Source organism: Corynebacterium sp. HMSC056E09, from assembly GCF_001813425.1.
Lineage (GTDB): Bacteria > Actinomycetota > Actinomycetes > Mycobacteriales > Mycobacteriaceae > Corynebacterium > Corynebacterium hesseae.
The window spans coordinates 68,892-81,943 of the sequence record NZ_KV812490.1; the positions used below are offsets into that span (position 1 = coordinate 68,892).

Annotated in this window: 11 protein-coding genes; 4 read left to right on the top strand and 7 right to left on the bottom strand. The window is 62.0% G+C overall.

What is annotated here, in order from left to right; translation table 11 throughout:
* Positions 1 to 18 precede the first annotated feature (18 nt).
* Entirely contained in the window at positions 19 to 1,173 is a 1,155-nt protein-coding gene (locus tag HMPREF2912_RS03290; RefSeq protein ID WP_070683211.1) for an MFS transporter, read from the bottom strand.
* 256 nt (positions 1,174 to 1,429) lie between these two features.
* On the bottom strand, positions 1,430 to 3,475 hold the full coding sequence (gene sucB, locus HMPREF2912_RS03295; protein WP_070683213.1) for a 2-oxoglutarate dehydrogenase, E2 component, dihydrolipoamide succinyltransferase: 2,046 nt from the start codon (positions 3,473 to 3,475) through the stop codon (positions 1,430 to 1,432).
* A gap of 148 nt (positions 3,476 to 3,623) precedes the next feature.
* On the opposite strand from sucB, the gene HMPREF2912_RS03300 reads away from it, so the two are divergent.
* A complete protein-coding gene (locus HMPREF2912_RS03300; RefSeq protein WP_070519782.1) occupies positions 3,624 to 4,022 on the top strand; it encodes an oxidoreductase in 399 nt (132 codons plus the stop codon).
* On the opposite strand, the gene HMPREF2912_RS03305 is transcribed toward HMPREF2912_RS03300, so the two are convergent.
* Entirely contained in the window at positions 4,019 to 4,561 is a 543-nt protein-coding gene (locus HMPREF2912_RS03305; RefSeq protein ID WP_070533375.1) for an isochorismatase family protein, read from the bottom strand. The genes HMPREF2912_RS03300 and HMPREF2912_RS03305 overlap by 4 nt on opposite strands.
* 28 nt (positions 4,562 to 4,589) lie before the next feature.
* Here HMPREF2912_RS03305 and HMPREF2912_RS03310 point away from each other — a divergent pair, with 28 nt between their 5' ends.
* On the top strand, positions 4,590 to 5,864 hold the full coding sequence (locus HMPREF2912_RS03310; RefSeq protein ID WP_070683215.1) for a glutaminase: 1,275 nt from the start codon (positions 4,590 to 4,592) through the stop codon (positions 5,862 to 5,864).
* Between the two features lie 48 nt (positions 5,865 to 5,912).
* Here HMPREF2912_RS03310 and HMPREF2912_RS03315 read toward each other — a convergent pair whose 3' ends face one another.
* Positions 5,913 to 7,412 (bottom strand): leucyl aminopeptidase, encoded by a 1,500-nt coding sequence (locus HMPREF2912_RS03315; RefSeq protein ID WP_070683218.1) that lies wholly within the window; start codon positions 7,410 to 7,412, stop codon positions 5,913 to 5,915.
* Positions 7,413 to 7,567: 155 nt separating this feature from the next.
* Between HMPREF2912_RS03315 and HMPREF2912_RS03320 the strand changes: the two genes are divergently transcribed.
* The gene (locus HMPREF2912_RS03320) at positions 7,568 to 8,668 is read left to right on the top strand and encodes a branched-chain amino acid aminotransferase (protein WP_070683222.1); all 1,101 of its coding nucleotides are present in this window, start codon (positions 7,568 to 7,570) and stop codon (positions 8,666 to 8,668) included.
* A gap of 12 nt (positions 8,669 to 8,680) precedes the next feature.
* Here HMPREF2912_RS03320 and HMPREF2912_RS03325 read toward each other — a convergent pair whose 3' ends face one another.
* Both HMPREF2912_RS03325 and HMPREF2912_RS03330 read right to left on the bottom strand, forming a co-directional pair.
* Entirely contained in the window at positions 8,681 to 9,598 is a 918-nt protein-coding gene (locus HMPREF2912_RS03325; protein WP_070683225.1) for a nicotinate-nucleotide--dimethylbenzimidazole phosphoribosyltransferase, read from the bottom strand.
* 12 nt (positions 9,599 to 9,610) lie between these two features.
* Positions 9,611 to 10,303, bottom strand: coding sequence for a DUF3043 domain-containing protein (locus HMPREF2912_RS03330; RefSeq protein ID WP_070683226.1), 693 nt, complete (start codon positions 10,301 to 10,303; stop codon positions 9,611 to 9,613).
* A 167-nt stretch (positions 10,304 to 10,470) separates the two neighbouring features.
* Here HMPREF2912_RS03330 and HMPREF2912_RS03335 point away from each other — a divergent pair, with 167 nt between their 5' ends.
* Positions 10,471 to 10,815, top strand: a complete 345-nt coding sequence (locus HMPREF2912_RS03335) for a HesB/IscA family protein (protein ID WP_070512402.1) — start codon at positions 10,471 to 10,473, stop codon at positions 10,813 to 10,815.
* Between the two features lie 133 nt (positions 10,816 to 10,948).
* Here HMPREF2912_RS03335 and asnB read toward each other — a convergent pair whose 3' ends face one another.
* Positions 10,949 to 12,871: an asparagine synthase (glutamine-hydrolyzing) gene (gene asnB, locus HMPREF2912_RS03340; protein ID WP_070683227.1), complete on the bottom strand. Its 1,923-nt coding sequence runs from the start codon at positions 12,869 to 12,871 to the stop codon at positions 10,949 to 10,951.
* Positions 12,872 to 13,052 lie beyond the last annotated feature (181 nt).

Below are 13,052 nucleotides of genomic sequence, written 5' to 3' on the forward strand. Positions count from 1 at the left end.
AAGGCGTAGGCCATGACATTAGCCCCGGTTACCCCTGACATGGAGGCGCAGCGCTACGGCGGTCGCTACCGCGACGGTGAGGCCGATGACGAAGGCCGTGGAATAGCCAACAGCAGGGCCCAAAAGTGACAGGATGAAGGGGGCAAAGAAACCCAGATAGGTCAGTGAATAAAACACCCCCGTCGCTGCACCGAGCTCCTCTGCGTCGGCGATGGCTTGGGTCTCCGCGAGTCCGCTGAGCATGCCGATTCCATAGGAGCTGCCCATGATGATGGCCGCGATAAGCAGGAGAAAAACTGCCCAACCATGATGAGCCGCAGCGAGGACAGCGAGGCACAGTGCCATTCCTACTGCGGCCAGCGCCATGCCGTGGAACGAGGTCACGCGGATGCGGCCAGCCAGTTGCTGGATAACCACGCCGCTGCCCATGGTGAGAAGCGCGCACAGGCCGGCGACAAGAACGGGGTGGCGTAGGTGCTCGCTGAGCTGCGCGGGCAGGAACACAAAGGCGGTGGTGGCGGAGCCGAAGACCCATGGTGCGTAGGCCACCACCGGTAAGTAGTGGGGAGTAATCAGGCTGGTCGGGACAAATGAACGGCGCCTCGAAGCTGACTGTGCAGATTGCTGTTCCGGCACCGTCCACACGAGTGGGACCACGATGAGTGCTAGGCCGATGTGCAAAAGATAAGGAACAACGGTGGGCCAGGGGAGGAACTCGGCGGCGATACCAGCCACGCCGGGTGCTGATGCGAAACCGGCCGACAGGGCTATGGAGGAACGCTTGGCTCCAACGCTCAGATGTGTGCTGAGCTCCTTGATCCAGGCCGCGCCGGAAGACATGGCGAGGCCCACGGCGGCACCGGCGCACAGGCGGCCGATCAACAAGGGGAGGAAGGCGCCGCCTGCGCCGGTGAGGAAAACGAGGGAACCGGCGGTGGTGGTGAGGACAGCTGGGCGCATGATGGCGCGGCGCCCTAGCGAATCCGAAAGCGGACCACCGATGAATAGGGCGACCATGATGCCGAGGGCGTAGATGCCAAAAAGGAAGGTTGTTTGCAGAACCCCGAGGGAGGTGGTGGTTTGGTAGACCACGACCATGGGAGCGAAGAGATTGGCGCCGCAGGCGACGAGGAACATACCGAGTGCGACGCGAAACCACTTCTGAGAAACCATGCGGCTCAGTCTAGTGTGCTGAGTCACAGTTGTCGGGTCTTGGTGGCAAGACGGATAAAGAAAACGCGCCTAACTGACAAAGTTGGCGCCGATCTCTGAGGATCTGAAGGAAACTTCGTCAGTTTTGGAGGGGTAGCGGTTCCTCTGAGCGATGTCACCGAGCTGTGTTTGTGGGATGGAGGAAAGCAGGGCGAAAACGACGAAGCTCCCCCGGCCGCAGTGGCGGGGGAGCAAGCCTAGGGCTTAGCTCTAAGGCTTAAAGGTCAAGGTCAGCTTCGAAGTCCGCGGTTTCGAGGCGGTCCTTGATGGTCGTGATGAAGCGACCAGCGTCGGCACCGTCGACCACCTGGTGGTCGTAGGTGAACGGCAGGTAGCACATCTGGCGGATAGCGATGGCGTCCTGGCCGTCCTCGGTCACGACAACCGCACGCTTGGTAATAGCGGCGGTACCCAGGATGCCGGCCTGCGGCGGAACCAGAATCGGGGTATCCAGCAGGGCGCCCTCGGAGCCAATGTTGGTCACGGTGAAGGTTGCACCGGTCAGATCATTCGGCTTGAGCTTGTTGTTGCGTGCCTTGTCAGCCAGCTCGGCGATCTTCTGAGCGATCTCCGGCAGCGTCAGCTCCTGAGCCTTGTGGATGACCGGGGTGAGCAGGCCCTTCGGGGTGTCTACGGCGATGGCCACGTTGACGTCAGCGTGGTAGGTCATCTCCTTGGTCTCCGGGTTGTAGGAAGCGTTGACGTTCGGGTGGGACACCAGTGCCTCAACGGTTGCCTTCACGATGAACGGCAGGAAGGAGAGGTTGGCCTCGTACTTGTCAATGAACGCCTGCTTGGACTGCTTGCGCATATCCCAGATGGCGGTCATATCGACTTCCTGGACGTGGGTCAGCTGAGCGGAGATCTGGAGGGCCTCAACCATCTTGGACGCCGTGATCTCGCGGATACGGTTGACCTTCTTGGTGGTGCCGATGAGCTCCTGCTTCTCCGGATCCACGGACTTGGTGGACCAGCGAGCACGCGGGCTGCTGGAAGCTGCCTTAGCGGAGGAAGCCGGTGCCTCACCCTCGCCAGCAGCGGCCAGCACATCCTGCTTGCGGATGCGGCCGCCAACACCGGTGCCAGAGACGGTGGAGAGATCCACGCCGTGCTTCTCAGCCAGCTTGCGTACCAGCGGGGTGACGTACGGGACGTTGTCACCGTTGTTGACCTTGGTGGAGGTCTCGGAAGCCTTCGGCTCAGCGGACGCGGCCGGCTTCTCGTCCTTCTTCTCAGCCTTGGCCTCGGACTTCTTGTCGGCCTTTTCCTCTGCCTTCGGCTCTTCCTTCTTCTCGGCCTTTTCTTCCTTGGCCGGGGCGGCGGAGCCGTCGCCGATGCGGGCGATGACGGCGCCGACGTCGACGGTGTCGTCTTCCTCGGCGAGGATTTCAACGAGGGTGCCGGCGACTGGGGACGGGATTTCGGTGTCGACCTTATCGGTGGAGACCTCGAGGAGTGGTTCGTCGACCTCGACGGTGTCGCCGACGGACTTCAGCCACTGGGTGATGGTGCCCTCGGTGACGGACTCACCGAGTTCCGGCATCTCTACGTCGGTGGCGTCACCAGAAGCAGCAGGAGTCTCGGACTTTTCTTCTGCCTTGGGCTCTTCCTTCTTTTCTTCTGCCTTCGGCTCTGCCTTTTCTTCCTTGGCGGCAGGCTTCTCGGAAGCGGCGGCGGAGCCGTCGCCGATGCGGGCGATGACGGCGCCGACGTCGACGGTGTCGTCTTCCTCGGCGAGGATTTCAACGAGGGTGCCGGCGACTGGGGACGGGATTTCGGTGTCGACCTTATCGGTGGAGACCTCGAGGAGTGGTTCGTCGACCTCGACGGTGTCGCCGACGGACTTCAGCCACTGGGTGATGGTGCCCTCGGTGACGGACTCACCGAGTTCCGGCATCTCTACGTCGGTGGCGTCACCAGAAGCAGCAGAGGCCTCGGACTCAGCGTCCTCAGCAGGCTTGTCCGGAGTCTCATCAGCCTTCTCGGAGGAATCCTCAGACTCCTCAGCAGCCGGTGCGGATTCGCCTTCGTCACCGATGATGGCGATGACCTCGCCCACGTCTACGGTGTCATCTTCCTCTGCCTTGATTTCGAGGATGGTGCCGGCGACCGGGGACGGGATTTCGGTGTCGACCTTGTCGGTGGAGACCTCGAGCAAAGGCTCGTCGACCTCAACGGTGTCGCCGACGGACTTCAGCCACTGGGTAATCGTGCCTTCGGTTACAGATTCGCCCAGTTCGGGCATCACAACAGAGTGTGCCATAAGTATTAAGACTCCTCGAAAGTTGGAATTATTGAAACGCTAGTGTTCGATTCTACAGCGTGTTTATAAAAGGCGCGCACGGGTGGGGTGAATTAGGGCATCCTCCGCACGAAGGGGCTCAAGGATGCCTCCGGTAGGCTAAAGAGCCATGTTCAACCCCTTCCGCCGCAACAGCTCTAAGTCCCAGCTGCGCCCGCCCCGCGCACCGGGGGAGACGATTCGCGCAGAAGACGCCCGGGAGCTTCAAACCTGGGCACAGGGACGCGCATATATCGAGGCCTTCGTTGAGCCGGAAACCGTGGTCAACGAGATGTCCGTGGTCGTAGTTGATGAGAACGGCGCCTTCATCCGCCGCCGTATCGGCGGGCCGAAAGGGATCGATGCGGTAGCCAAGCTGCTTCGATGCGATGTCTATGACGTCGAGGAGACCGGCTATCCGCAGCGCATGCGCGAGCGCATTGAACGCGAACGCATCCTGCGCAAGAGGGAAGAGCAACGTGAACGTCGCGAGCGCTTTGAGCAGCGCCAGCAGCAGAATAAGGACTAGTCCTTCACGATGGTTGCGCCCGCATCCGCGAGCTCGGCAAGCGCGGCGGCGCCACGGGACTCATCGACAGGCGCGCAGTAGTGTGCCAGAACGCGGACGGCGAAGCCTTCCTTAACTGCGTCGAGCGCCGTGGCCCGCACGCAGTGATCGGTGGCGATGCCAACGATGTCCACGGCGGTGATGTTGCGCTCGCGCAACCAGTCTGCCAATGACACACCATCGGCCGCGCCTTCGAACCCGGAATAAGCAGCGGTGTATTCGCCTTTGCGGAAGTAGGCTTGGGCGGCGCCGATGGATTCGTGCATGGCGGCACCAAAGGAATCAGCAACGCAGTGCACTGGCCAGGAATCGACGAAGTCGGGCGATTCGGAAAAGTGGCTGCCCGGATCGATGTGCCAGTCCTGGGTAGCCACGACGGTGTCATAGCTAGGCTGAAGGGCGCCGATGCGGTCGGCCACCTCGTTGCCTTTTTCGGTGGCAAGTGCGCCGCCAGGGCAGAAGTCATGTTGGACGTCAACGATGATGAGTGCAGGCTTCATACGCGGTAATTCTATAGGCTGGATACCGATGAAATCACCGATTCCTTTTTATCTACAAAAAATCCTCGACCGTGTTCACGACCACGATTCTGGCGAGGTCGCGGACTATATCCCAGAGCTGGCCAGTGCAAACCCTGACCAACTCGGCGTAGCCCTGTGCTCTGTGACGGGGCACCTGTACAGTGCTGGCGATGCGGAGAACCGCTTTACCATCCAGTCCATCTCCAAGCCCTTCGTCTACGCGCTGGCGCTGCAGGAACTGGGGCTCGATGAGGTTCGTGAGGTCGTCGGCCTAGAGCCCTCCGGCCAGGCCTTTAACGAGCTCTCCCTGGCAAAGGATCACCGCCCAGTGAACCCGATGATCAACGCCGGTGCCATTGTGGTCAACCAGCTCATCAACGGTGTGGACTCCAGCGTGGAGGACCGCGTGGAGAAGATTCGTTCTTTCATTTCAAAGCTGGCGGGGCGCGAGGTAGACGTCGATAAGCGCCTGTGTGACTCCGAGCTCGAGCACGCCGAACGAAACCTTTCGCTCGCGCACATGCTGCGCTCCTATGAAATCATTCAGGACGATGCCCACGACGCAGTTCTGTCCTACACCTCGCAGTGCGCGCTGTCGGTCGACGTGCGCGACCTCGCCGTCATGACCGCGACTTTGGCCAATGGTGGGCGCCAGCCGGTGACGGGGGAGAAGATTCTGGACGCCGATGTGTGCCGCATGACCTTGGCAGTGATGAGTTCGTGTGGCATGTATGACGGCGCGGGGCGGTGGATGGCGGAAGTGGGAATCCCCGCTAAGTCGGGTGTGGCCGGCGGGCTCATTGGTACGCTGCCGGGGCAGATCGGTGTGGCGACGTTCTCGCCGCGCCTCGACGAGCAGGGAAATAGCGTGCGTGGCACCGCGATTTTCCGCGAGCTTTCCTCGGACATGGGCCTGCACCTGATGTCCACGGAGAACCGCTTCGGCGTGCATCCGGTACGCAGTGTTGATGAAGATGATGAGACGGCCATCATCCGACTGCAGGGCCACATCAATTTCACCGCTACGGAAGCCATCCTCCACGAGCTGGAGGAGCGCCAATTCTCTGGCAAGCGCCTAGCGCTGGACTTCTCACAGGTTTCCGGCCTGCACACGGTGGGCCGGCGCATGCTCAAGGAAGGCCTGCGCCGGCTGCGTGAGGGCGGCAACGAGGTGGCGCTTGTCGACGATAACGGGGTCGTCACCGACCGCGCGATGTCCGACGGCACCGTCCTCCCGCTGGCGGACAAGGAGGACTACGTCATCGCCGGCGAAGAGGTGTGAGCGGCCTGAAGCCGCTCACACGACGGGCCTAGTCGAAGCCGCTCTGATCTAGGCTTCGGCAATCTCGCGCAGGGTTGCCACCACGGTGCGCACCGGCACACCGGTGGCGCGCTTCGGGGTGTAGCCGCGCGGAGCGGAACCGTTCCAAGAGGGGCCGGCGATATCGATGTGCGCCCACTCGATGCCTTCGCCTACGAACTGCTTGAGGTAGGTGCCGGCGAACTCCATGCCGCCTTCACGCTTGGCGTTGATGTTGCGGATGTCCGCGGCCTGGGACTTAATCTCCTCGTCGTGCTCCTCCAGCAGCGGCATGGCCCACGCGTTTTCGCCCACCTCGCGGCCGATTTCGGCGATGCGATCGCGGAAGACCTCGGAGCCCATAACGCCCGCGGTGCGAGAGCCCAGCGCCACGATCTGTGCGCCGGTAAGAGTAGCGGTCTCGATGAGGTAGTCGGGCTTGTCCTCGCTGGCGCGCGCAATGGCGTCGGAAAGCACGAGGCGGCCCTCGGCGTCGGTGTTGAGAACTTCGGAGGTCAGGCCACCGTAGTGGGTAATGACATCGCCCGGGCGGGTGGCGCCAGAGCCCGGCATGTTCTCAGCCAGCGGCAGGGTAGCGGTGATCTGGACCGGCAGCTTTAACTTGGCAGCCGCGATAATGGTGGCAGCCATGGCAGCCGAGCCACCCATGTCCGAGATCATGTCCCACATACCGTTGCCCGGCTTCAAGGAAATACCGCCGGTATCGAAGGTGATGCCCTTGCCCACAAGAGCCACGTGCTTCTTGGCCTTCTTGGGCTTCCAGCTCAGGCGCACCAGGCGCGGCGGGCGGGCCGAGCCCTTACCCACAGCCAAGATGCCACCGAAGCCCTGCTTTGCCAGCTGCTTTTCATCGAGCACCTCGACGTCAAGCCCGGCTTCCTTGGCCTGGCTGGAAATGATGGCGGCGTAGGACTCCGGGTAGAGCTCGTTCGCCGGGGTATTCACCAAGTCACGGGTGAACAAAACAGACTCTGCCACGGTGCGAGCGGCCTCGAACTCCTCGGAGGCGGACTTATCAGCCACAACGACGAAGGTTGCCGGCTGTTCCTTTTCCGTGAGCTCGGTGGAGCGGATGCCGCGGTAGGCGTAGCCGCCAAGGATGAGGCCTTCGACGGCGGCGCTCACACCGAAGTCCGCGAGGGTGGTCACGATGGTGCCGACGCCAGTGGTGGCACGGGCGGCGCTGCCCGCGGCGCGGCGCAATGCTTCATCGTCGAGTTCCTCGACGCCGCCCAAACCCAACGCGATGACCTGTGCAGCGCCCGCCTTCTGCGGGGCGGGGACCTTCACGATTTCCCCAGCCTTGCCCGTCGCCCCCACTGCGGTGAGCGCCTCATACGTTGAGCGCAGCGCCGAGGAGCCGAGCAGGGAGGTACCCGGCACCTCGAGCCCATCCTCGCCAGCAAAGGTTGCGATCAACAGGGCGTCCGCCTGCTTGGGGGCCTTCTTGGCCAGCTCAACGGTGGGGAAAGAGCCGCGTGCGGGCAATTCGAACGTGGTAGAAGCCACGATGTCCTCCTTGAGAAAAGTGACAATGGGATACTCCTCACACCCTACCCGTGTCCATGATGTGGAACGCGTCAGGGGCGATGCGCTCAAGGGGTGACTACGCCGCCAGGGCATTTCTGCATATCTATAGGTGTTGGGGGAGTACGCTATGAAACATGTTGAATTACACCGTGACGCGAACTGAAAACCCCACCTCCCCGGAGCGCCTGCAGGAGATTTTGGCGAAACCGGGCTTTGGCAAATATTTCACCGACCATATGGTGACGATTGACTGGACCGAGGACAAAGGATGGCATGACGCGCAGGTGCGCCCCTACGCGCCGTTCAGTATGGATCCGGCGTCCACCGTCTTCCATTACGGCCAGGCTATCTTCGAGGGCATCAAGGCCTACCGCCAGCCCGATGGCAGCATCGCCACTTTCCGCCCGGAGCAGAACGCGCAGCGTCTGCAAGCTTCCGCGGAGCGCATGGCCATGCCGCAGCTCCCGGAAGAAGAGTTCATTGAGTCCCTGCGCCAGCTTGTCGACGTCGACCAGGCCTGGGTCCCCGAAGCCGGTGGCGAAGCAGCTCTGTACTTCCGCCCCTTCATGATCGCTACCGATGTGTCCCTGGGCGTGCACCCGGCGCACTCCTACCGCTATGTTGTCATCGCCTCCCCGGCCGGCGCGTACTTCTCCGGTGGTATCAAGCCGGTGTCCGTCTGGCTGTCCACCGACTATGTTCGCGCCGCCCCCGGCGGCACGGGTGCGGCCAAGTTCGCCGGCAACTACGCGGCCTCCCTGCTCGCTCAGGCGCAGGCAGCGGAAAAGGGCTGCGACCAGGTGGTGTGGTTGGATGCCATCGACCGCACCTACATCGAGGAGATGGGCGGCATGAACTTGGCCTTCGTCTACGGCGAAGAGGGCAACCAGACTCTGGTAACCCCGGCGTTGTCGGGATCGCTGCTTCCGGGCATTACCCGCAAGTCCCTGCTGCAGGTGGCCGAAGATATGGGCTTGAAGGTCGAAGAGCGTCGCATCACCTACAAGGAGTGGGAGCACGACGTTGCCTCCGGTGCGATGGTGGAGGCCTTTGCCTGCGGTACCGCTGCCGTCATTACCCCGGTGGGCCACGTCATGGGCACCGATACTGACTTCCACATCAACAACGATGAGGCAGGGGCCACGACGATGGCTTTGCGTGAGCGCCTCACCGGCATCCAGCGCGGGTCCGTTGAGGATACCCACGGCTGGCTGCACACGCTGGTGGAGGCTTAGAGCGCAATTCGCTTAGGCAAGCTCGGCGGCCAGCTGCACCAGCGGCAGGGCCGCGAGCGCGCCGAGGGGGAAACCTTCGCTCAGGTTTAAATCGAGCAGCGGTTCAATCCCGAGCTCCTTGAGGGCGAGGGCATACGCCGGTTCGGGGGTCGTGCTTCCCGCGCGCAGCCAGCCTTTCACGCCGGGGGCACTGCGCTCGGCGAGGACGGCGGCGGTGGCGGCCAGGGGGCCGTCGATAAGCACCGGCGTCCGCCGCGCCGTGGCTTGGGCGATGAAACCCACTAGTGCTGCCACACTCGGGGTGCCGATGGTCTGCACAACTTCCCAGCCCTCCAGGTTGCGGGCGCGGAACATGGAGTCCCGCACAATGCTCACGCGGGTCTTCCACTGCGCATCCGTAATACCGCTTGCGAGCGTATTCGTCCCCACGATGGCCACCGGTTCGGTGTGGGTAATCCGGCCCATAAGGCTTGCGGCGACGGTCGCGTCATCGATGCCACGAGCCGACGCTATGAGTAGATCCGAACCGGAATCGATCTCGCGATCTGCGGTGGCCATGCCCACATCGATGAAGGATTCGAACTCCACAGGGGTCATGGCGGCGGAAGTGGCGCCAGGCTTAGCGCTGGCGGACTCTGCGCTGGTGCACTCGACGAAGTCTATGCCTGCCCCTGCGCGCTGCGCAGCGCTGAAGAGGTTCTCGCGCCACCGTTCCTCATCAGCAGGGGAGTGTTGCGTGAGCGCGCCGGCATCGGTCGTGTCCACCGCGATAGCGGGATTGCTGAGAAAGACAATGGCGCGAGGGCGCTGAAGTGGCTTAGCCTGCTGAGAATCCTGGGCTGCCGCCAACCACGCGGCAATCTCTGCCACGCGGTTTGGTTGTGCTGCGGTTGCAGGGCGCAGCTGGGGAACGGCGGTGAATTCAGGCATGTGTCCTCCGGTCTAGACGGTGGCTCCGCGCTCCACCTGCGGGCGCGGGGTGCGCCACTTACGCGGCTGGGAGGCGCGGGAGTACGCGTAGAAGCCTAGGCCAAAACCGGCCTCGGTGGTGCCGGGGAACTTGAGACGTACGGCGTTATTGCACTTGCGCGCGAGCCAGAAGCCCTCGACCGCGAAGACCACGATGACCGCCATGGCGCCGATAGAAACGATCTGGGACAGGCGCGGGTCCCGGCTGCTGACGAACATAAGCACCAGCAGCACGATCATAAAGGGCATGACCCACTCGTTGATGAAGCGGCGGGAATCTACCCAATCACGCACGTAGCGGCGGACCTCGCCCTTATCGCGGGCGAGCAGGTAGCGTTCGTCGCCAGCGGCCATGCGCTCCTGTGCCACCTTGTTGCGCTCGCGGGACTCTTGGCGCTCTTTGCGCTTGTATTCCTTCCACTCCTGCTTGGACATGGAAGCCTTGAGCTCCTTGCGGTGCTGGTAGCGCTGCGCCTCCGACATTCCTCGGGGATCGCGCTTGACGCCGCGGGCGATTTCCTGCGCATCGCGCTTGGGCGTAGGGCGGCCCTTCGGCGGCGTGTAGCCCTTGCGGTGCGGTTTCTCGGCGGCGGGTTGCTCTTCCGGCGCCGGGGTTTGTTCGGCGGGTGAAGAGGTCTTGTCATCTTTTTGCCACGGAAGTTTCACGCTGTTTAGCGTACAAGGTCGCACGGACATACTGGGAATAGGCCCGCGGGAGCCGGCGTTGAGGAAAGAGAGCACGACACTGTTCGACTGCGAGGCATCCTTTCTTCCTCTCCTGTGAGGGGGTAGGGTGGGCTCCAGAAAATTCCGTATATATAAGAGGAGAAACCATGACCGCTCCCGCGTCTGCAACCGGAGTTATCCTGACCGAGGCCGCTGCTGCCAAGGCAAAGTCTTTGCTTGAGCAGGAAGGCCGCGATGATCTCTCGCTGCGCATCGCCGTCCAGCCGGGTGGCTGTGCTGGCCTGCGCTACCAGCTCTACTTCGATGACCGCACTCTGGATGGTGACAAGGTAGACACCATCGGCGGCGTCAACCTCGTCGTAGACAAGATGTCCATCCCGTACCTCACCGGTGCCAAGATTGACTTCTCCGACACCATTGAGGCACAAGGTTTTACCATCGATAACCCCAACGCTGGCGGTTCCTGCGCTTGCGGTGACTCCTTCAATTAAAGTCACATAGACGATATGCCGAAGCCCTCGCCACGTGGCGAGGGCTTCGCTTTTTATTCTTCAATCTTCTCGGTACCGGGTTCCCGGTACCGTTTCCTACTTCTGGAAGTTGGACAGAAGAGGGTGGGTGACTCTAGAGCTTCACGGGATAATCGCGCTGCTCAATCTTGGGGTCGATGCGCTCTTCCACGAAGATGCCGTGCCAGATCATGAAGGACAGAACCGTCCACAGGCGGCGCGAGTGATCGGATACTCCGTCGCGATGCTCCTTGAGCATCTCCAGGACTTCCTTCTTGTTGAAGATGTCCTCGGTCTGAGATTCCGTGATCTGATCCTGGGCCCAACCGTAGAGTTCATCGCCTGCCAGCCAGTGGCGCATGGGAACCGGGAAGCCCAGCTTCTTGCGGTGCAGCACGTGCGGCGGGACGATCTGCTCCATGGCCTTGCGCAGCGCGTACTTGGTGGTGCCGTGCGAAATCTTGAGGTCATAGGGGATGGTCTCCGCGACCTTAAACACTTCCTTGTCAAGGAAGGGGACGCGCAGCTCGAGCGAGTTGGCCATGTTCATCTTGTCGGCCTTGACCAGGATATCGCCGCGCATCCACGTAAACAGGTCGAGGTGCTGCATGCGGGCTACGGGGTCGAAGTCTTGAGACTGCGCATAAATCGGCGCGGTGACCTCGCGGTGGTCCCATTCCTGTTTAGCCCAGGGCAGGACGCGCTGGAGCTGCTCGAAGTTGAAGGAACGAGCATTTCCGTAGTAGCGCTCCTCCATGGTCATGGAACCGCGGTTGAGCAGGGACTTGCCCTTCATTCCTTCGGGGAGCACCTGCGAGAGCTTGCCCAAGCCGCGGCGCAGTGGGGAAGGAATCTTCTCAAACGGAGCCAGCGAGAGCGGTTCCTTGTAAATGGTGTAGCCACCAAAGAGCTCGTCTGCGCCTTCGCCGGAAAGTACCACCTTGACGTGTTTGCGGGCCTCCTGGGCAACGAAGTACAGCGGCACGAGGGAAGGATCCGCAACGGGATTGTCCAGGTACCACATGATCTTTGGGACGGCGTCGGCGTACTCCTCGGGGGAGACAATTTTGACGATGTGCTCCACACCGATTGCCTCGGCAGACTCGGCGGCGACATCCACCTCGGAATAGCCTTCCCGCTCGAAGCCGGTAGTGAAGGTGAGCAGGTTCGGATTGTGGCGCTTGGCCAAGGCCGCAATGGCAGTGGAGTCAATGCCGCCGGACAGGAAGGAACCTACGGTTACATCGGCACGCATGTGCTTCTCGACGCTATCCTCCAACGCCCGTGCAATCTTGTCGAAGAGCTTTTGCTCTTCGCCCTGCTTAACGGGCTGAATGGGGAAGCGAGGCTTGAAGTAGCGCTCGGACACGACTTTTTCGCCGGGACGAAGAGTGACGGTGCAACCCGACTCGACGCGGCGAATATTGGCGTGGAGGGATTCCGGTTCCGGCACGTACTGCAGGTCGGTGTAGTGCTCGATGGCGTGCTTATCAAGGCTGAGATCTAGACCTAGCGAATTGGCCATCGAGAGGATGCACTTCATCTCGGAGGCGAACACCGTGCCGGCAGCCGTGGTGGCGTAATAGAGGGGCTTGATGCCGAACTGGTCTCGAGCGGCAAACATCGTGCGCGTTTCGGTGTCCCAGATGACGAAACCAAACATGCCGCGTAGGTGCTCTACTACGTCCTTGCCCCAGTGGTGGTAGCCGACGACGATGGGCTCACCATCGCCCTCGGTGTTAAAGGTGTAGCCGGCGGCGATGAGCTCTTCGCGCAGCTCGACGTAGTTATAAATCTCGCCGTTGAAGGTGAGAGCGTAGCGCTGCGGGTTGTCTTCGGGACCCCAACGCAGCGGCTGGTGGGAGTGCTCGAGGTCGATGATGGACAGGCGGTTAAAACCAAAAGCCGCATCATCGTCATGCCAAGTACCAGCAGCGTCGGGGCCGCGATGGCGCATGCACTGGAGGGACTGCTCGAGTGCCTCCACGTGTTGGGCGGCGTTGCGATCGGCGCTGAGCAGCGCGCAGAGTCCGCACATAAACTTGCTTCTCCTTATATATCAAGGTCTATCCTCGACACACTTTACGGCTGGAGTTGGGCGATCTGCGAACCCCGCGCCGCGTTCCCCGTTAGGGTGCGAACTTTCGGATGATGTACAGCAGTATGCCTTGTGAATTGAGTCATAGGCGGAAGGGGGAGGGTGGGGTAGCTGGTGTGAC